At 66.2% G+C, this 18716-nt stretch carries 17 protein-coding genes and 1 riboswitch; of the genes, 5 read left to right on the top strand and 12 right to left on the bottom strand.

Features of this window, described 5'->3' with window-relative positions; translation table 11 throughout:
- Window positions 1–32 precede the first annotated feature (32 nt).
- The gene (ilvD, locus tag ABDB87_RS05125; RefSeq protein WP_345924737.1) at window positions 33–1895 is read right to left on the bottom strand and encodes a dihydroxy-acid dehydratase; all 1863 of its coding nucleotides are present in this window, start codon (window positions 1893–1895) and stop codon (window positions 33–35) included.
- 100 nt (window positions 1896–1995) lie between these two features.
- On the opposite strand from ilvD, the gene lgt reads away from it, so the two are divergent.
- Window positions 1996–2898 (top strand): prolipoprotein diacylglyceryl transferase, encoded by a 903-nt coding sequence (gene lgt, locus ABDB87_RS05120; RefSeq protein ID WP_345924736.1) that lies wholly within the window; start codon window positions 1996–1998, stop codon window positions 2896–2898.
- Between the two features lie 38 nt (window positions 2899–2936).
- A riboswitch (yybP-ykoY riboswitch) is annotated at window positions 2937–3101 on the top strand.
- Window positions 3102–3151: 50 nt separating this feature from the next.
- Entirely contained in the window at window positions 3152–3724 is a 573-nt protein-coding gene (locus ABDB87_RS05115) for a TMEM165/GDT1 family protein (protein WP_345924734.1), read from the top strand.
- Here ABDB87_RS05115 and ABDB87_RS05110 read toward each other — a convergent pair.
- The 5 genes from ABDB87_RS05110 to ABDB87_RS05090 form a co-directional block, all read right to left on the bottom strand.
- Window positions 3719–4600, bottom strand: coding sequence for a DMT family transporter (locus ABDB87_RS05110; protein WP_345924732.1), 882 nt, complete (start codon window positions 4598–4600; stop codon window positions 3719–3721). The genes ABDB87_RS05115 and ABDB87_RS05110 overlap by 6 nt on opposite strands.
- A 10-nt stretch (window positions 4601–4610) precedes the next feature.
- Window positions 4611–5105: a hypothetical protein gene (locus ABDB87_RS05105; protein ID WP_345924730.1), complete on the bottom strand. Its 495-nt coding sequence runs from the start codon at window positions 5103–5105 to the stop codon at window positions 4611–4613.
- A gap of 9 nt (window positions 5106–5114) precedes the next feature.
- Window positions 5115–5954, bottom strand: coding sequence for a VOC family protein (locus ABDB87_RS05100; RefSeq protein ID WP_345924728.1), 840 nt, complete (start codon window positions 5952–5954; stop codon window positions 5115–5117).
- A 75-nt stretch (window positions 5955–6029) separates the two neighbouring features.
- The gene (locus ABDB87_RS05095; RefSeq protein WP_345924726.1) at window positions 6030–7583 is read right to left on the bottom strand and encodes an MFS transporter; all 1554 of its coding nucleotides are present in this window, start codon (window positions 7581–7583) and stop codon (window positions 6030–6032) included.
- Window position 7584: 1 nt separating this feature from the next.
- Window positions 7585–8034, bottom strand: coding sequence for a MarR family winged helix-turn-helix transcriptional regulator (locus tag ABDB87_RS05090; protein WP_345924724.1), 450 nt, complete (start codon window positions 8032–8034; stop codon window positions 7585–7587).
- 153 nt (window positions 8035–8187) lie between these two features.
- Here ABDB87_RS05090 and ABDB87_RS05085 point away from each other — a divergent pair, with 153 nt between their 5' ends.
- Window positions 8188–9213, top strand: a complete 1026-nt coding sequence (locus ABDB87_RS05085) for an SDR family NAD(P)-dependent oxidoreductase (protein ID WP_345924722.1) — start codon at window positions 8188–8190, stop codon at window positions 9211–9213.
- A 100-nt stretch (window positions 9214–9313) separates the two neighbouring features.
- On the top strand, window positions 9314–9583 hold the full coding sequence (locus ABDB87_RS05080; RefSeq protein ID WP_345924721.1) for a TFIIB-type zinc ribbon-containing protein: 270 nt from the start codon (window positions 9314–9316) through the stop codon (window positions 9581–9583).
- A 66-nt stretch (window positions 9584–9649) separates the two neighbouring features.
- Here ABDB87_RS05080 and pyrF read toward each other — a convergent pair whose 3' ends face one another.
- Together pyrF and ABDB87_RS05070 are read right to left on the bottom strand one after the other, a co-directional pair.
- Complete coding sequence (gene pyrF / locus ABDB87_RS05075) at window positions 9650–10465, bottom strand: orotidine-5'-phosphate decarboxylase (protein ID WP_345924720.1); 816 nt, start codon at window positions 10463–10465, stop codon at window positions 9650–9652.
- Window positions 10466–10533: 68 nt separating this feature from the next.
- The gene (locus tag ABDB87_RS05070; protein ID WP_345924718.1) at window positions 10534–10932 is read right to left on the bottom strand and encodes a hypothetical protein; all 399 of its coding nucleotides are present in this window, start codon (window positions 10930–10932) and stop codon (window positions 10534–10536) included.
- Here ABDB87_RS05070 and ABDB87_RS05065 point away from each other — a divergent pair.
- Entirely contained in the window at window positions 10931–11983 is a 1053-nt protein-coding gene (locus ABDB87_RS05065; protein ID WP_345924716.1) for a hypothetical protein, read from the top strand. The two genes, ABDB87_RS05070 and ABDB87_RS05065, sit on opposite strands and share 2 nt — an antisense overlap.
- 66 nt (window positions 11984–12049) lie before the next feature.
- On the opposite strand, the gene ABDB87_RS05060 is transcribed toward ABDB87_RS05065, so the two are convergent.
- The 4 genes from ABDB87_RS05060 to hemE form a co-directional block, all read right to left on the bottom strand.
- The gene (locus tag ABDB87_RS05060) at window positions 12050–13168 is read right to left on the bottom strand and encodes a phosphoserine transaminase (RefSeq protein WP_345924714.1); all 1119 of its coding nucleotides are present in this window, start codon (window positions 13166–13168) and stop codon (window positions 12050–12052) included.
- Window positions 13169–13389: 221 nt separating this feature from the next.
- Window positions 13390–14436, bottom strand: a complete 1047-nt coding sequence (locus tag ABDB87_RS05055) for a pectate lyase (protein WP_345924712.1) — start codon at window positions 14434–14436, stop codon at window positions 13390–13392.
- Between the two features lie 394 nt (window positions 14437–14830).
- Window positions 14831–17065: a primosomal protein N' gene (locus ABDB87_RS05050; protein ID WP_345924710.1), complete on the bottom strand. Its 2235-nt coding sequence runs from the start codon at window positions 17063–17065 to the stop codon at window positions 14831–14833.
- A 383-nt stretch (window positions 17066–17448) separates the two neighbouring features.
- Entirely contained in the window at window positions 17449–18522 is a 1074-nt protein-coding gene (gene hemE / locus ABDB87_RS05045) for a uroporphyrinogen decarboxylase (protein WP_345924708.1), read from the bottom strand.
- Window positions 18523–18716: the final 194 nt, after the last annotated feature.

The raw sequence follows: 18716 nt of genomic DNA, 5'->3' as shown, positions 1-18716 counted from the left end.
GGCCGGGTTCGGGGTTGAAGCGGGGGAAGGGCTCAGCGCTGGACTTGTGTCACGTCGCGCACGGCGCCGGTATCGGCCGAGGTCGTGAGCGCGGCGTAGGCCTGCAGCGCGGCGGAGACCGTGCGTTCGCGCTTGACCGGCTTCCAGGCCGCTGCGCCACGGGCCTCCATCGCCTTGCGGCGGGCGGCGAGGTCGGCATCGGAAATCGCCAGATGGATGCGGCGGTTGGGGATGTCGATCTCGATCGTGTCACCGTTTTCGACCAGACCGATCGCGCCGCCCATGGCCGCTTCAGGCGAAGCATGGCCGATGGAGAGCCCGGAAGTGCCGCCGGAGAAACGACCGTCGGTGAGCAGCGCGCACTGCTTGCCCAGGCCCTGCGACTTCAGATAGCTCGTCGGGTAGAGCATTTCCTGCATGCCGGGGCCGCCCTTCGGGCCCTCGTAGCGGATGATGACGACGTCACCGGCCGCCACCTTGTTGCCGAGGATGCCTTCAACGGCATCTTCCTGGCTTTCATAGACGACGGCGCGGCCGGTGAACTTCCAGATCGATTCGTCGACGCCGGCGGTCTTCACGATGCAGCCCTTCTCGGCGATGTTGCCGTAGAGCACGGCCAGGCCGCCATCCTTCGAGTAGGCGTTCTTGATGTCACGGATGCAGCCCGCGCTGCGGTCCAGATCGAGCTCGGGATAGCGGCGGTTCTGGCTGAAGGCTTCCTGGGTGGGCACGCCACCGGGCGAGGCGCGGTAGAAGTCGAACACGGCGTTGTCGTGGGCATGCATGACGTCCCACACATGGATGGCTTCGCCCAGCGTCTTGGTATGCACGGTGCGGCAGCCGCGGTGGATGAGGCCGCCGCGATCGAGTTCGGCGAGGATGCCCATCACGCCGCCGGCGCGGTGCACGTCCTCGATGTGGTACTTGTCGGTTGCGGGAGCGACCTTGCACACGCAGGGTACCTTGCGCGAGACGCGGTCGATGTCCTTCATGGTGAAGTCGACGCCGGCTTCTTTCGCAGCTGCCAGCAGGTGCAGCACGGTGTTGGTCGAGCCGCCCATGGCCACATCAAGGCTCATGGCGTTTTCAAAGGCTTCGAAGGTGGCGATGTTGCGCGGCAGCACCGAGGCGTCATCCTGCTCGTAATAGCGTTTGCAGAGTTCCACGGCGAGGCGGCCGGCGCGCAGGAAGAGCTGCTTGCGATCGGCGTGGGTGGCCACCACCGTGCCGTTGCCGGGCAGCGAGAGACCCAGCGCTTCGGTCAGGCAGTTCATCGAGTTGGCGGTGAACATGCCGGAGCAGGAGCCGCAGGTGGGGCAGGCGGAGCGCTCGATTTCGTCGACCTCGGCGTCAGACACCGACTTGTCGGCGGCCTTCACCATGGCGTCTACCAGATCAAGCTTGATGACTTTCTGGCCGACCGGATCGGTCAGCGTGACCTTGCCGGCTTCCATCGGGCCGCCGGACACGAAGACCGCCGGAATATTGAGGCGCAGCGCGGCCATCAGCATTCCGGGCGTGATCTTGTCGCAGTTCGAGATGCACACCAGCGCGTCGGCGCAGTGGGCGTTGGCCATGTACTCCACCGAGTCGGCGATCAGCTCGCGGCTGGGCAGCGAATAGAGCATGCCGCCGTGGCCCATGGCGATGCCGTCATCGACGGCGATGGTGTTGAACTCCTTGGCGATGCCGCCGGCCGCCTCGATCTCGCGGGCGACCATCTGGCCCAGATCCTTCAGGTGGACGTGACCGGGCACGAACTGGGTGAAGCTGTTGACCACCGCAATGATGGGTTTGCCGAAATCGCCGTCCTTCATGCCGGTTGCACGCCAGAGCGACCGGGCGCCGGCCATGTTGCGACCGTGGGTGGAGGTGCGGGAACGGTACTGAGGCATGGATATTCTCCGGGAAGGTCCGCGCGGCAGACCGGGAACGAACGGTAGTCGCGTCGTTGTGGTTCAATTGAGCCCTCAATTCTAGCCTGTCGCCGTCACGATGTCCGTCCAGCCCCTGATCCATCCGCAGTTCGATCCGATCGCGCTTTCGCTCGGCCCGCTTCACATCCGCTGGTACGGACTGATGTATCTGCTGGCCTTCCTGCTCTTCGTGATGCTGGGGCGCCACCGGATCCGGACGCGGCCGGACCTTGGCTGGAACAGGACCGAGCTCGACGACCTCCTCTTTTACGGCATGCTCGGCGTGATCTTGGGCGGACGTTTGGGCTACATCCTTTTCTACAAGGCGAGCTTCTATCTGTCGCATCCGCTCGAGATCCTCAAGGTCTGGGAGGGGGGCATGGCCTTCCATGGCGGCTTGCTGGGCGTGCTTTTCGCGCTCTGGTTCTTCGGTCGCAAGACCGGTCGCCACTTCCTGCAGGTGGGCGATTTCGTCGCGCCGCTGGTGCCGACCGGGCTGGCTGCGGGCCGCATCGGCAACTTCATCAATGGCGAGCTGTGGGGCCGCGTGACCACGCCGGATGTGCCCTGGGCGATGCTTTTTCCGCAGGCCTGGCAGGTGGACGCCAAGCTGCTGGCCGACAACCCGGCCCTGCAGGGCTCGGCAGTGCAGTATCTCGACCCGGTGAGCCACCAGCTGCTGGTGGGCCTGCCGCGGCATGCGTCGCAGCTCTACCAGTTCGCGCTCGAAGGCCTGACGCTGTTCGTGATCCTGTGGCTGTTCTCGCGCAAGCCCCGGCCGACGGGGGCAGTCTCCGGGCTCTTCCTGATCGGCTATGGCAGCTTCCGCTTCATCGCCGAGTTCGCCCGCGAGCCGGATGATTTCCTCGGTCTGCTGGCGGGGCATCTGTCGATGGGACAGTGGCTGAGCCTGCCGATGGTGCTGGCCGGCGTGGCGATGATGGTCTGGGCCTACCGGCGCGAGGCGGCCCCGCGCGCCTGAGCGCCGGTTTGGAGGACTGCTCGAAAGTCTGTATCATCCGCCCCGTCATCGGGGAGTAGCCATCCGCTTCAAGCGGACCCTGCGTCAACAGACTTGTCCGGCCTGCCACAGCGGGCTGACATGGCGCAGGGAGCCAACCGGATCCGCCCTGGATCCACGGCCCGGCGAGACCTTTGACTGCTGCAGCGCTGACGCGGGTTGGCGGGCTGTGGCAGTCACTGGTTCGTCTGCCGCCGGCCCGCCCGAAGAAATCATGGAAGCTTTTCTCGTCTCGACCGGCATCGTCGCGCTCGCTGAAATGGGCGACAAGACTCAGCTGCTCGCCCTCGTCCTCGCGGCACGCCTCAAGAAACCCCTGCCGATCGTGGCCGGCATCTTTGCCGCCACCCTGGTCAATCACGCCTGTGCGGCGGCGGTTGGCCAGTGGATCACGCTCAATCTCGGGGCGGACGCGATGCGCTGGATCCTCGGTATCTCCTTCATCGCCATGGCGGGCTGGATGCTGATCCCCGACAAGCTCGACGATGACGATGCGCCCAAACCCGCTCGCTTCGGCGCCTTCCTGACCACCGTGATCGCGTTTTTCATTGTCGAGATGGGTGACAAGACGCAGATCGCCACCGTGGCGCTGGCGGCCAAGTACAGCTCGCTGGTGGCGGTGGTCGCGGGCACGACGGCCGGCATGATGCTGGCGAACGCGCCGGTGGTGTGGTTCGGCGACAGGCTGACGAAGATCGTGCCGATCAAGGTCGTGCACATCGTCTGCGCCCTGATTTTCCTGGCGCTGGGCCTGGCGGCCCTGTTCAACCTCGGCAGCGTGCTATGAGCGCTGGAAGAGCTGCCTGATCGAGAAGCCGGTGCTGAGCATGGTGCCGGCAATCACGATCACCGCACCGGCCAGGCTGCGCAGCGAAAGGCTCTCGCCCAGCAGCAGGTGGCCCCAGAGCACGCCGAAAACCGGTACCAGAAAGGTGACGGTCAGCGCGCGGGTCGGGCCGGCTTCCTCGACCAGACGGAAATAGATCCGGTAGGCGAGGCCGGTACACAGCAGGCCGAGCGCCAGCACGGCAACCAGCACCGGCACGCCGGGCAGCGCCGGCAGCGGGGAGAAGGGCAGCACCGGCAGCAGCACCAGGCTGGCCGCCAACATGCTGCCCTGGGCGGTTTCTGCGGCGGCAGGCGGATTCTTGCGGCGCTTGAGCCAGGTGGTGGCCAGGCCGTAGCAGCAGGGCGCCATCACGCCGGCCAGCATGGCGAGCAGGCCGGCACTGCTGTGCGCCGCCGGATCGAAGCCGACGACCACGCCCACGCCTGCGAGCCCCAGCACCAGCCCGCTGCCGGCACGCAGGCCGGGCAGCTGGCGCAGCCAGAGCGCGGACCAGATCGCACCCCAGATCGGCGCTGTCGCGTTCAGGATGGCCAGCAGCGAGGCGCCGAGCGTTTGCGCCGCCCAGGCGTAGAGCAGGAAGGGGAGTGCGGTGTTGAGCACCCCCAGCACGAGGAAGTCCGGCCAGTGCCGGCGGGGCCAGAAAGGCTGGCCGGCACGCAGGGCAATGAGGCCCAGCATCACGGCGGCCAGACCGACCCGGCTTTCCATCAGTGCCACCGGCCCCATGACCGGTACCGCGATCCGCATGCACAGGAAAGAGCCGCCCCAGATGGCGGCCAGCACGAGCAGGCGGATGAAGTTGCGGCTGTTCAAGAGAGGCGGATCAGAGGCCGGGCGGCCGGGTGTCCATGCGCTGCATCGGCGTGGCCGAGGCATTCACATGGAAGGGCGTGTCAGGCAGGTTGCGGTAGAACCACTCGGCGATCACCAGTTCGCCCTGGCCGCGCTCGAAGGGGCCGACACGGACGTTGTTGCCATTCATGAGCTTGCAGTTGAAATAGCGCAGATGCTCCTCGCCTTCGAGCTCCACCGAGTGCAGGCGGTCGAGCGCGATGCGGTCGACCCGCATCGGCTTCATGGCCGGATTGCGGAACCAGAGGAAATCTTCCGCCACTTCGAGCATCGGGACGCCGACCGGCGCGCCGCGGTAGATGCGATGCACGATGTGCCAGGCCGCAAAGGCCAGGATCAGGCCGGCGATGGTCTGGTTTTCGGAGACGAACCAGACAAAGGCTGCGCAGGCAATGGCGATGCTGGTGACGACAAGGAAATAGCGCTCGGCGTCACGCGTCGAGCGCTCGTACAGCTTGGTACTCATGAAAGGGTGTTACCTGGCGAGGGGTTGCGGGCGGCCGACCAGATGGAGGATGTTGCCCTCCGGGTCGCGGAAGAAGAACAGGTGGACGCCGTCGGGGCGCGCCACATAGTCTTCGACCACTTCCACGCCCATCGGTTTCAGCCGCGCGGCGGCGCTGGCCGCGTCGGCCTGGCTCACACGGATCGCGATGTGCCGGATGCCCAGCGCCTTCACCGGCTCGATGCCCTTGTCGGTTTCGGCCTGGATGAATTCGATGATCGAGCGGCCATCGGCGCCCAGCACGAAGGCCGTGCCGTGGCCGTCATCCCGCACGATGAGCTGGAAGCCCAGCGCGTCGATATACCACTGGCGCAGGGTTTCGGGATTGCGCGCCATGATGCAGGTGTGCTCGATGCCCTGGATCAGCGTGTTGCGCGGCGCGTCAGCCAGCTGCGGGGCGATGCCCAGCGAGAGGCGGTTCGGGCGCGAGATCAGGTGCAGGATGTTGCCGTCCGGGTCCCGGAAGTGGAAGGTCGCCATGCCTTCGGGGAACTGGCGCGGGCTCTCGCCCACGATCTCCACGCCGGATTCGACCAGGCGATGCACTGCCGCGCCGAAATCGTGTTCCGACACCGCCAGCGCGATATGGCGCAGGCCCGCGTCCTTCACCTGAGGCTTGTTTCCCGCCCGCGAAGGCTCGTCGCCCGATACCAGCTCGATCATCGAGCCATCGGCCATGAGCATGAAATACACGCCCTTGCCGTTGTCGAGGATGCACTTCATGTCGAGCATGCTCGCGTACCAGTCCCTCAGGCGGGTTGAGTCCGGCGAGAAGATGGCGACGTGTTCGATGCCCTGGTAGATCGTCATGGGAAGCCTCGGTGGGAACGGAAGAATTCTGAAGACTAGCGAATTATCGCCAGCTTTCCTTGATCTGGCCGCATGCTACCGTTTTTTGCTGATCTCGTAGCGGGGCAGGCGCAGACTGATTGCAACACTCAGGGCGGCGATGACCGCGCTCAGCACGAAGCTCCAGTGGATGCCGTCCACCAGCGCGTGGCGGGCCTGATCCAGCAGCGGCATCGGGTCGAAACCCAGCTGTGTGGCGAGCTTCAGCAGACTCACCTGGTCGGCGTCGCGAATCAGCAGCTGTGGCGAACGCATCAGCGCGTCGAGCGTCGCGTTCTGCACCGGCAGGCCTTTCAGCGCGCTGTCGACTTCCAGCGCGTAGCGCGCATTGACCAGCACGCCGGCAATTCCCACGCCCAGCATGCTGCCGATCATCCGTGTGGTCTGGATCAGCGCGGTGCCCACGCCCAGATTCTTCTTGCCGGCAACCGCCATCATCTGCAGCGTCAGGTTGGGCAGCTGGAATCCGAGGCTCAGGCCGCACAGCGCGAACTGCGTGAGCACCTGCCAGTCCGGACTGCCGCGATCGAGCAGTGCCAGCAGCAGGCAGCTGGCCAGCGTGCCGGCCTGCCCCCAGGCGATCACCCGCTCGGCACGCGCGACGCGCGGCAGGATGCGACCGTTGATGATCGAGCCGAGCGTGATGCAGACGAGCAGCGGCGTCATCAGGAAGCCGGCCTGCTTCGGCGAGGCACCGAAACCGCCCTGCAGCAGCAGCGGCGAATAGAACACCAGCACGAACATCGAGAGGCCGGTCAGCAGGCCCAGCGCCATGAGCTTGAGCGCATCGCGATTGGCGAACATCTCCGGCGGAATGATGGGAGACGCCGAGCGGTGCTGATACCAGACAAACAGCGCGCCGGCCGCCACCGCGCCCAGCATCAGCAGCGGGCCCTGCGGATGCATGAAACCGTGGGCCTGGATGGCTTCCGAGCCCAGCAGCAGCGCGATCAGGCTGACGGCGAGCATGGCTGCACCCATCCAGTCGATGCTGCGGTCGCCTTCCTCGTGATGCACGATGTGGGGCAGGAAGTGCCACACCACCGGCAGCGCCAGCAGGGCGACGGGCAGGTTGATCGTGAAGACCGAGCGCCAGCCGTAATGCTCGGTGAGCCAGCCGCCGAGGCTCGGGCCGATGGCCGAGGCCACGCCGAAGCTGGCCGAGAGCAGCACCTGCCAGCGTACGCGCTGGGCACGGTCCGGGAACAGGTCCGGCACGCAGGCGAAAGCCACCCCCACCAGCATGCCGCCGCCAATGCCCTGCAGGCCGCGGGCAATCATCAGCTGGACCATGCTGCCGGCAAAGCCACAGGCCGCCGAGGTGGCGGTGAAGAGGATGATCGCGGCCAGCACGAAGGGCTTGCGGCCATAGAGATCCCCCAGCCGGCCGGCAATAGGAATCGTGATCGCGCTGCCCATCAGGTAGGCCGAGGCAATCCAGGGATAGAGGTCGTAGCCGCGCAGCTCGGCCACGATGCGCGGCATGGCGGTGCCGACCACGGTGGAGTCGAGCGCGATCAGGATGATGACCAGGCAGATGCCGATCATCGCGGCGAGCGAGGCGCGGAAGGAGCGGACGGGCTGTTCCATGTCAGAGGGCCTCCTGCGGGTCGCGCTGCTGCAGGGCTTCGAGGATGAGGCCGAGCGCCTGGCGCAGGTTTTCATGCGTACTGGCCGGGAGGGTTCCGAAAAAGGCTTCGGCGTGCGCGGTCAGCACCCGGTCGATGGCGAGGGCTTTTTCGGCGCCGCTCGGCGTGAGGTGCAACTCGATGCAGCGGCGGTCGCTCTCCAGCGGCCTGCGCTCGACCAGCCCGTCTTCCGCATAACGCTCCACGATGCGGCTGACCCAGCTCTTGTCGAGGCCGGCGAGGCGGCCGAACTCGGTCTGGGAGACTGCGCCATGGCGGTGCAGCAGCATGAGCAGGCGGTCGGTCTGGGCCAGGCCTTGTTCATGTGCATGGCGCCGCTGACGGGCAAGGTAGAGACCGACGAGCTCACGCAGCTGGCCGGCCAGGATCTGGCTGGAGTCGGGGGAAGTCATGATGTGGACTCAAGTTGCTATACGCAACAGTCTAACGGGTTGGTTGCCATAAGCAACCAGTTTTACCTTCCGCAACATTTGCATCCGGGACTGTGCGGAAATCCGGCGCATCATGGCGGACCTCGCCCTCCACGGGCATTTCAGGAGACAGGCATGCCGGTGCAGCAACCATTGGGGTCGGGCTTCGGTGCGGCGAGTATCGCCGCAGAGGTCATGGCAGGCATCCGCCTTGAGGGGCGCACGGCGATCGTGACGGGCGGCAGCTCGGGCATCGGGCTGGAGACGGTGCGGGTGCTGCTGCAGGCGGGCGCCCGGGTGATCGTGCCGGTGCGCGATGCGGCGGCCGCGCGCGCGCAAATGGGCGCGGTGGCGGGGGCCGAGCTTTGGCCGATGGACCTGCTCGACCCGGCTTCAATCGACGCTTTCGCCCAGCGCTTCCTCGCCGAGCAGCTGCCGCTGCATCTGCTGGTGGGCTGCGCGGGGATCATGGCGCTGCCAGAGCTGCGCCGCGATGCGCGCGGCCACGAACTGCAGTTCGCCACCAATCACCTCGGCCATTTCCAGCTTGCGGTGCGCCTGTGGCCGGCGCTGGTGGCGGCGCGCGGGGCGCGGGTGGTGCTGGTGTCTTCACGCGGGCACCGCTTCTCGCCGGTGGTGTTCGAGGATGTGGATTTCCGCCAGCGCCCGTATGAACGCTGGGCGGCCTATGGCCAGTCAAAAACCGCCAACGTGCTGTGCGCGCTGGAGCTCGACCGGCGCGGCGCGCCTTTCGGCGTGCGCGCATTTGCCGTGCATCCGGGCAATGTGACGGCGACGCGGCTGGGCCAGTTCCTGCCGCTGGAAATGCTGCAGGCGGCGGGCGCGCGCGACGCGCAGGGCCAGCCGGTTGAGGATGTGACGCGCGGCTTCAAGACCGTGGCGCAGGGCGCGGCCACCGTGCTGTGGTGCGCCGCACACCCGTGCCTTGATGGGCTGGGCGGGCTGTACTGCGAGGATGGCGACGTGGCGCCGATGATGGCGGACGTGAGCTCCGCTTCGCCCGCCGACGCGCCGGCCGGGCTGTGCGGTGTGAAGGCACATGCGCTCGACCCGCAGGCGGCTCGCCGGCTATGGGACCTGAGCGTGTGCCTGACCGGGTGTGGTGCGGAGATTCTGTCACCGGTGGCCGGGGCGAACTGAGTACACCTTGTTCTCTGGCTGCATCCGGCCAGCCCTGAACCGGCTGCGTCGCGACTTGTCCAAGCTGCTCCGCCAATGTTCAACACGCAGGAGATGCGCGATGCAATGCCCGGTTTGCAAGGATCAGACGCTGACGATGAGTGAGCGCAACGGAATCGAGATCGACTACTGCCCGGCCTGCCGCGGGGTCTGGCTGGATCGCGGCGAGCTGGACAAGATCATCGAGCGCGCGTCGGTTGATCCGGTGCCGCCCGTGCCGGCACGCCAGCCGGTGCATGCGGCCCCGCAGCACAGCCACGGTCACGCCTCGTCGCATGGTGACTATCGCCACAAGCGGAAGAAAAGCTTTTTTGAGGAACTGTTCGACTGAGGTGATGCCCCGGACAATGCAAAACGGGCTGCCGAAGCAGCCCGTTTTCATGTGCGCGTGCCGCGTTCAGCGGTAGTGGTTGATGTCGTCGCGCGTAGCGATGGCGACCTTGCGGGCCTGCTCGGCGAAGTCTTCACCCTTGCCGGCGTAGAGGATGGCGCGCGAGGAGTTGATCATCAGGCCAAGGCCAGCGGCAGTCTTGCCGGCGTTCACGGTGGCTTGCACGTCACCGCCCTGGGCGCCGACGCCGGGCACCAGCAGCGGCATGTCACCGATGATGGCGCGCACGTCAGCGAGCTCCTGCGGGAAGGTGGCGCCGACGACCAGTGCGGCCTGGCCGTGCCTGTTCCACTTCTCAGTGACGAGGCCGGCGACGTGCTGGTACAGCTTCTTGCCGCCGTCGACCGTGAGGTTCTGCAGATCGGAGCCGCCGGGGTTGGAGGTGCGGCAGAGCACGATGAGGCCGCAGTCCGGGTACTCCAGATAGGGCTCGACCGAGTCGAAGCCCATGTAAGGATTCACCGTGAGCGCGTCGGCCTGATAGCGCACGAAGGCTTCCTTCGCGTACTGGGCGGCGGTGGCGCCGATGTCGCCGCGCTTGGCGTCGAGAATCACCGGGATGCCGGGGTATTCGGCGTGGATGTAGTCGATTACCGCTTCGAGCTGGGCTTCGGCGGATTCGCCGGCGAAGTAGGCGATCTGCGGCTTGAAGGAGCAGGCGACATCCGCCGTGACATCGACGATGGCCTTGCAGAACTCGAAGATCGCGTCCGGCTTCTCTTTCAGGTGTGCGGGGAACTTCGAGAGGTCCGGGTCGAGGCCCACGCAGAGAAGCGAGTTGTTCTTTTGCCAGGCGGCAGAGAGGTCGTCGATGAAGGGCATGATCGGCTCGGGAGATGGCGGAAGGTCCGCAAGTTTACCGTAGCTGCCACCGCTCCCGGGCAAAGCTGTCAGTCCAAGCCGGAAAACCGGATGTCGGGCGCTGCCGCGCGCTGCGCGCGCCGGTACCGGATCTGCCGCTGCAGACAAGGACAATGCGCCCTGTCAGGCCCGCAGAGGCCGCAATTTCCGGGGAGCTTCATGATGAAGGCATGGATTCCGGCCCTGCTCGCGGCAGGGCTGATGGTGGCGTGTGGTGGCGGCGGAAGCGGTGGTGGCGAGGCTGCGCAGGCGGTTTCGGCGAGCAGCGCACAGGCGTCGGTGGCGAGCAGCGCCGCGCGCTCCTCGACCTCAGCCAGCACACCGGGCAGTGCGTCGAGCAGCCGTGCGGCGTCGTCCGCCGCGACGAGTTCGGCCTCGAGCACCGCGAGCAGCACCGGCGGCACCGCGGCCTGCAGCGGCAGCTTCATGAATCGCAGCAGCCTGCTGATCGGTGCCCAGATGGAAGACAGCACTGCAGCGGCAGCGCCCTACGACGTGCGCTACCGCTATCTCGCCGGTGGCATCCGCGACGCCGGGGTGTGCAGCTCGAGCTGCTCCTCGGCCTGCGGCGCCTGGTGGGGCTGCTGGCAGGACATGAGTCAGGCGCCCGGTCAGTATGTGCTGAGCCATCTTTCCGGCACGGCCGCCGCGAAGTGGAATGGTGCCAGCCGGCCGCAGATTGCGGCGATTACCTACTACGAGCTCCTGCACGGCTCGAAGACCAGCGAAGGCGCGGCCGAGGTGGCGGCGATCAATGATGCGCCCTTTCTGGGCCGCTATCTCGACGACTGGCGCTTCCTGCTTCAGACCATCGGCAGCAGGGAGGCGCTGCTGCATGTGGAGCCCGATTTCTGGGGTTTCGTGCGCCAGGTCAACAGCAACCCGGCCAGCGTGCCGGCGGCCGTCACGGCGGCCAACCCCAGCGATTGTGCCGGCCAGGCCAACACCGCAAGCGGCTTCGCGAAATGCATGATCGCGATGGTGCGCAAGTACGCACCCAATGCGAAGGTGGGCCTGCATGCATCGCCCTGGAATTACACCGTCAGCGGTGACGGCGTTGCGACCGGCGCGTTCATGACGGCACTCGGCGCGGGCGATGGCGATTTCCTGGTCACGGATCCGTCCGATCGCGATGCCGGCTATTACGAGTCCATCGGCCAGAATCGCTGGTGGACCGACAGCAGCGCGGCCGCCTATCTTGCCTGGAGCAAGGCCGTGACAGACGCTGTCGGCAAGCCTTCGGTGATGTGGCAGATTCCGCTCGGCAATGCTTCGCAGAACAACACTGCCAGTCACTGGAAGGACAATCGCGTCGACTGGCTCTTCAGTCATCTGGCCGATGTCAGCCAGGCCCGGGTGGTCGCCCTGCTGTTTGGCGCGGGCGATAGCAACCAGACCACGCCGGAGAGCGACGGCGGCAACCTGAGCGCGAAAACGGTCAGTTACCAGGCCGCAGGCGGTACGTCGATCTGCCGGTAAGTTCCGGCGAGAAGCGCAAAGAAAAAGCCCGGCATTGGCCGGGCTTTTTCATGCAGCGGGTGTGACTCAGGCTGCGGTGACTTCCTTGTAGGCCCATTCGAGCCAGGGCAGCACGGCTTCCAGATCGGAGGCCTCGACCGTGGCGCCGCACCAGAAGCGCAGACCGCTCGGCGCATCCTTGTAGGCGCCGATGTCATAGGCAACGCCTTCGGTGTCGAGCAGCTTGACCAGCTTCTTGACCTGGTCCGGCGTGGCGTCGAGCGAGAAGCAGACCGAGGTGTTGGAGCGCGAGGCTTCGTCCTTGGCCAGGAACTTGATCCACGGGGTTTTTGCGACGAAGCGCTCGAATACGGCCAGGTTGTCGTTGCTGCGCTTGATCAGCGCCGGCAGACCGCCGATGGATTCGGCCCAGGCCAGCGCATCCAGATAGTCTTCGTTGGCGATCATCGACGGGGTGTTGATGGTGGAGCCTTCGAAGATCTCGGTCATCAGCTCGCCGCCCTTGGCGATGCGGAAGATCTTCGGCAGCGGCCAGGCCGGCTTGTATTCCTTGAGGCGGGCCACGGCGCGGGGCGAGAGCACCAGCATGCCGTGAGCGGCTTCGCCGCCGAGCACCTTCTGCCAGGAGTAGGTGACGACATCAAGCTTGTCCCAGGGAAGGTCCATCGCGAACACGGCGCTGGTGGCGTCGCACAGGGTCAGGCCGCCACGGTCGGCGGGGATCCAGTCGCCATTGGGCACCTTCACGCCGGAGGTCGTGCCGTTCCAGGTGAAGACGATGTCATTTTCCGGATTCCATTGCGCGAAATCGGGCAGCTCGCCGTAGGCCGCGCTGAAGCTGCGCACATCCTTGAGCTTGAGCTGCTTGACGATGTCGGTCACCCAGCCTTCGCCGAAGGATTCCCAGGCAAAGGTATCCACCGGGCGGGCGCCGAGCAGGTTCCACATCGCCAGTTCGAATGCGCCGGTATCGGAAGCGGGCAGGATGCCGACGTGGTAATCCGCCGGAATGCCGAGGATGCGCTTGGTGTCGGTGATGGACTTTGCCAGGCGGGCCTTGCCGAGGCTGCTGCGGTGCGAGCGACCGAGAATGTTGGTCGGCAGCGCGGCCAGGGCGTAACCGGGGCGCTTGGCGCAGGGACCGGACGAGAAGTTCGGCGACTTGGGCTTGAGGGTGGGCTTCACGGGCAGGCTCCAGAAGGAAGGGGAAACGCTGAGCGCGCCATTGTAAGCCGGCCGGCGGAGATGCGGGGAACTGCGCTCCGGGGGCCGGTGCGTGTTTGAGGCGCGTCAGGAAAAAGAAACGGGAGGCTTGCGCCTCCCGCAAGGTGTCCGGCAACACGGCTGTATCGCTGAACCACAAGGGATCGGTGGGGAGCGCGCCGGCTGTGCCGGCGTGCGATCGGTCAGAAGCTCGTGACGTCGGAAGGGCTCACATCGCAGTAGTTGGTATTGAAATACTCACCGTATTTCTCGGTGGAGCCATTGCCCTTCTCGATGCCTTTCCATTCCTCGCAGATCCGGGGCTTGGAGGTGGTGGCAGAGGTCCAGACCAGACCCTTCACCTTGAGGTTACGGATCGTGGCCTTGTCTCCATAGTTGCGGTTTACGCCCACCACGGTGCTTCCGACCGTGCCGTTGATGGTCACGTTGTTGATCTGCACATAGCGCGGGCCGCCGTTGTTGGTGCAGTCACCGCAGGAGCGCCAGAGCTTGCCGATCTTGCCGTAGGTGTTGAAGTTCTCGATCACGAAGGTGCTGTTCTTCGAGTTGTGCTGGAAGGTCTTGTCATCTGCAGCGTTGGCCGAGCCACCCGAGATCGTGAAGGTGCCGCCGTCCGACTTGTGGGTGGCGGCGTCTTCGCAGACATCTTCCCAGACGACGTTTTCAGCGCGACAGTTGCCGCTCGCGCAGTGGATGCCGTCTGCTGCATTGGCGTTGATGCGCACATTGCGGATCGTGGCGTTGTTGAGCGTGAAGATCGGCTGCTGCGACTCGCTGCCGCCGTTGCAGGAGGTGCCCACGGTGATGCCACCGCAGTCCACGGTCGTATTCGAAATCACGCTGCCCGGCGCGCAGGCCCCGGTGGCCGAGGAACTCGAACTGGAGGTGGCGCTCGACGCTGCACTGGAGCTGGCCGCGCTGGAGCTGCTGGACGCCGCGCTGGAGGCGGAGCTGGCGCTGGAGGACGAGGTGCCGCTGGGCACGGAGCATTCGTTGACGCCGCCCGCCACCTTGGTGCCGCTGCCGAAAGTCACTTCGCCGCAGACGAAGCTGCCTGACAGGGTCTTGTAGGTGAAGCTGTCGGCGCGCCCGTAGGCGACGCTGGTATTGGCCGCGACCGAGCAGGTCTTGCCCTCGCTGCAGATCGTCACATAGCCCGCTGGCCTGTTGGCTGCGTGGGCGGCGGGGAGGGTGGCCAGTGCGGCCAGCACCGGCAGAAGAAGTTTCATGTGCATTGTCTCTGTCTCCAGTCGTAGGCGGCATGGCGGGTGCCATGACCTGCCTGTCAGGGAATCGCTGTCCCTGGCCGATTCAGGCTAGACGACCGTTCCGTGCTTTGCGAGACCATGCTGATGGCATTCCGCCGGACGATCGCCGTGATATCGGTGCCATCCTTGAGATTGCGGGAATCGGTCTTGCCCGAGAGGGTATTCGAGCCGATAAGCGGAGTGCCTGACAGGCTGACGCCACGCCGGGCAAGCCGGTCCCGTATGGGAGTGTTTGACTGGTCGGAGGCGGGCGCGTCGCATCGGGATGCTGCTGGCATCAATGCTGATGGCATTTCTGGGCGACTCGGCGGCTTGTTGCCGTCGGGGGCCGGGATGCAGCGGCCGGGGCAACGTACTAGAGCTCGCCCGGATCCACATCGATATGCCAGCGCAGTTCCCGCGGGCACTTGAGTGCATAGAGCAGCGGCATGAGGGCCGCGAGTGTCGCTTGCAGGCCGGGGCGGTTGTCCGACTCCAGCACCAGCTGAGCCCGCTCCAGGCGGGCACGGCGGACCAGGCGCATCGGCACTACGTCGTAGAGCATCACCGGGCTCTGCAGGCTTTCGGCGACCGCGCGAGCCGTGTTGAGCCAGGCGATGGCGGCGTCCAGCTCCGGCGCTTCGGCACGCAGCACGGCGTGGTAGCCCCAGGGCGGGAAGCCGGCCATCTTGCGCTCGGCCAGTTCGCGCTTGGCGAAGCCGGGGTAGTCCCGCCGGGCCAGGTGTTCGTAGAGCGGATGTTCCGGGAATTCGGTCTGGACCAGCACCTCGCCCGGCAGTTCGCCGCGCCCGCTGCGGCCGGCCACCTGCATGAGCTGCTGGAACAGGCGCTCTGGCGCGCGGAAGTCGGCCGCGTAAAGCCCCGCGTCGGCGCCTACGATGCCGACCAGGGTCAGCATGGGGAAGTCATGGCCCTTGGCGAGCATCTGGGTGCCGACCAGGATGTCGATCTCGCGGGCTTCGATGCGCGCGCGCACCGCTTCCCACTGCGCCGGCGTGCGCACCGCATCGCGATCGACGCGTTCGATGCGGGCCTCGGGGAAATGCTCGCCGAGGCGCTCTTCCAGGCGCTGCGTGCCGCGGCCGAAAGCGTGCAGATCCTGGTTGCCACAGCCGGGGCAGATGTGCGGCACGCGTCCTTCGTGGCCGCAGTGATGGCAGCGGAGGGCACGGTCTGCCGCATGAAACACCATGTTGGCCGAGCAGTGCGGACAGGCGCTGACCCAGTTGCACTGCGGACAGGCAATCACCGGTGCATAGCCGCGCCGGTTGAGGAAGACCAGGCTCTGCTCGCCGCGCGCGAGACGCGTCCGGATGCCCTCGATCAGGCCGGGCGAGAGGCCGTGATCGAGCTTGACGCGGCGGGTGTCGATGCGGCGAAGGCTGGGTGGCTTGTCCGCCACCGCGGGCAGCGGCAGGTCCAGCCGGGTGTAGCGGCCGGCTTCGGCGTGCTGCCAGGTTTCCAGCGAAGGGGTGGCCGAGCCGAGCACGATCGGCAGCTTTTCTGCATTCGCCCGCCAGACCGCCAGATCGCGGGCCGAGTAGCGCAGCCCGTCCTGCTGCTTGAAGGACGCGTCATGCTCCTCATCGACCACGATCAGACCCAGGCGCGGCAGCGGTACGAAGACGGACAGCCGCGTGCCGAGCACGATGTCCGCCTCGCCCTTGAGTGCCTGCACGAAGCCCAGCGAGCGAGCGCCGTCGGCCATGCCGCTGTGCAGGCTGACAAGATTCGCGCCGGGAAAGCGGCTGGCGACCCGCTCCATCAACTGCGGCGTGAGGCCGATCTCGGGCACCAGCATCAGGGCCTGCCGGCCCTGGGCCAGGGTATGGGCGATCTGGTGCAGATAGACCTCGGTCTTGCCGGAGCCGGTCACGCCGAAGAGCAGGAAGGGCCTGAAGCTGCCGGCGGCGTCATTGACGGCGTGGACGGCAGCCTGCTGTGCGGTGTTCAGCGTCAGCGCACCGATGGGCTCGCGTTCGCCTGCGCGGGCCACGATTTCGAGCCAGCCCTTTGCCCGGGCCTCACGGATCGCGCCGGACGCGTCGCCATCCAGGTCGCCCAGCAGCTGGCTGCGGCGTCGTGCGCCGGCTGATTGCACGGCCAGCACGGCCGCGAGTGCCCGCGTGATCTTTTTCGCTTCGCCCAGCGCGAGCCGCCCGGCCGGCGTGGTTGCGAGCCAGGGGTCATCGTCGCGCGGCAGCTTCACTGCCCGCCGGAGCCCGGGCGGCAAGGCGGCGGAAATCACTTCGCCCAGCGGATGCTGGTAATAGCGGGCGGCAAAAGCCGTCAGCGCCAGCCACTCGGAGGGCAGGGGCGGAATGTCCTCGAGCAGCTCGAGCACCGGCTTGAGCTTGTCTGCAGGTGGCGCGTCCGGCGGATCGACCGCCACCACCACGCCGGTCTTTTCGCCTCGCCCGAATGGCAGCCGGGCGCACAGACCGACAGCCGGATTCATGCCTGCCGGAACGAGATAGTCGAACAGCAGCGGACGGGGCAGGGGAAGCGCGATGCGGACGATTCGTGACAAGACTGTAACGCTTGTATTTCGGTCAAATGTATCTTCATCAACGACTTGCGATCGTTTCATGAAGCGGTTTGCACGGTATCCACCGCAAGGCATTGCACTCAAACCCCCTTGAAACCTTATCCACAGCTTCTGTGGATAAAATTGTGAGTATTACGGAGTGCGATAACACAACACTGCGTCTTGCGGCGAGGCTTGTGCTTGTGATATGCGGCGAGTTGGAATGGTTTGTTGTTTCAAATCAGTGTGTTGCGGATTTTTCGGGCGAGGCGTGACATGGCCGGGCCGGTTTTGTTCCGCTTGAACGCATGTTGTGCATAAGTCAAGCCCCCGAATCGCTTCCGTGTGTGTCGCCAGCGCTCTGGCCCGTGTCGGGCGATAGACCGCCTTGCGGCCCGCAAGCCCCGCGGATAAGGGTTTCCAGCCGCTCGGGTGTCATTTTCCTGTCATGCGCCTGCCGCTTCGCGCAGCTTCCGGCTGTGGCGGTGCACAACCTCGACGAGGGTAGCGACATTCTCGGGTGGGGTGTGCTGCGAAATGCCGTGCCCCAGGTTGAAAACATGCCCTGGAGCAGGCCCGAAGGCCTCCAGCACGCGTTGCGCTTCGGTGGCTACGCCCTCTGCGGATCCCATCAGCGAGCCCGGGTCCATGTTGCCCTGCAGCGAGACACGACTGCCCACAAGGGCGCGTGCTTGAGCCGGGTCAACCGTCCAGTCGAGACCCAGTGCATCGCATCCGGTGTCTGCCATGTCGACCAGCCATTGTCCGCCGCCCTTGGTGAAGAGCACGACCGGCACGCGCTGGCCTTCGTGCTCGCGCTTGAGGCCCGCCACGATGCGCCGCATGTAGGCCAGCGAGAACTCGCGGTAGGCCGTGCCGCTCAGCACGCCGCCCCAGGTGTCGAACACCATCACGGCCTGCGCGCCGTGTTCGATCTGCTGATTGAGGTAGGCGGTCACGCTGCGTGCGTTCACGTCGAGAATGTGATGCAGCAGATCGGGGCGCGAGTACATCAGGCCCTTGATGTGGCGGAAGTCGTCCGAGCCGCGGCCTTCGATCATGTAGCAGGCCAGCGTGAAGGGGCTGCCGGAGAAGCCGATCAGGGGTACGCGATTGTCCAGCGCGCGGCGGATGCTGCTGACCGCATTGAACACATAGTCGAGCTTCTCCATCGGCGCGGCTTCGAGCGCGCGGATGGCCGCCTCGTCGCGCAGCGGACGCGCAAAGCGCGGGCCTTCGCCCTCGGCGAAGGAGAGCCCCAGGCCCATCGCGTCCGGCACGGTGAGGATGTCGGAGAAGAGGATGGCCGCATCAAGCGGGAAGCGGTCGAGTGGTTGCAGCGTGACTTCGGTAGCGAAGGCCGCGTTGCGGCACAGGTCCATGAAGCTGCCCGCCGTGGCGCGGCTTGCACGGTATTCGGGCAGGTAGCGACCGGCCTGACGCATCAGCCAGAGCGGCGTGTAATCGGTCGGCTCGCGCATCAGCGCGCGCAGCAGGGTGTCGTTGACGGGACGGGTCATGGATCGGCTTTCGTTGGGAGTGGGGCGATTGTACTTGGGGAGTCGGGAGCGGGGAGTCGGGCGCGGGAAAACCGCCGCACGGGCTTGCTTCAGGAAAAGAGGAGCACAAACATCTTGCCGACTCCCGACTCCCGACTCCCGACTCCCGACTCCCGACTCCCGACTCCCGACTCCCGACTCCCGACTCCCGACTC

The organism is Uliginosibacterium paludis, assembly GCF_039631355.1.
Classification (GTDB): domain Bacteria; phylum Pseudomonadota; class Gammaproteobacteria; order Burkholderiales; family Rhodocyclaceae; genus Uliginosibacterium; species Uliginosibacterium paludis.
The sequence above is the reverse complement of the archived record's forward strand: the minus strand, read 5'-3'. Positions and strand labels throughout refer to the sequence as shown.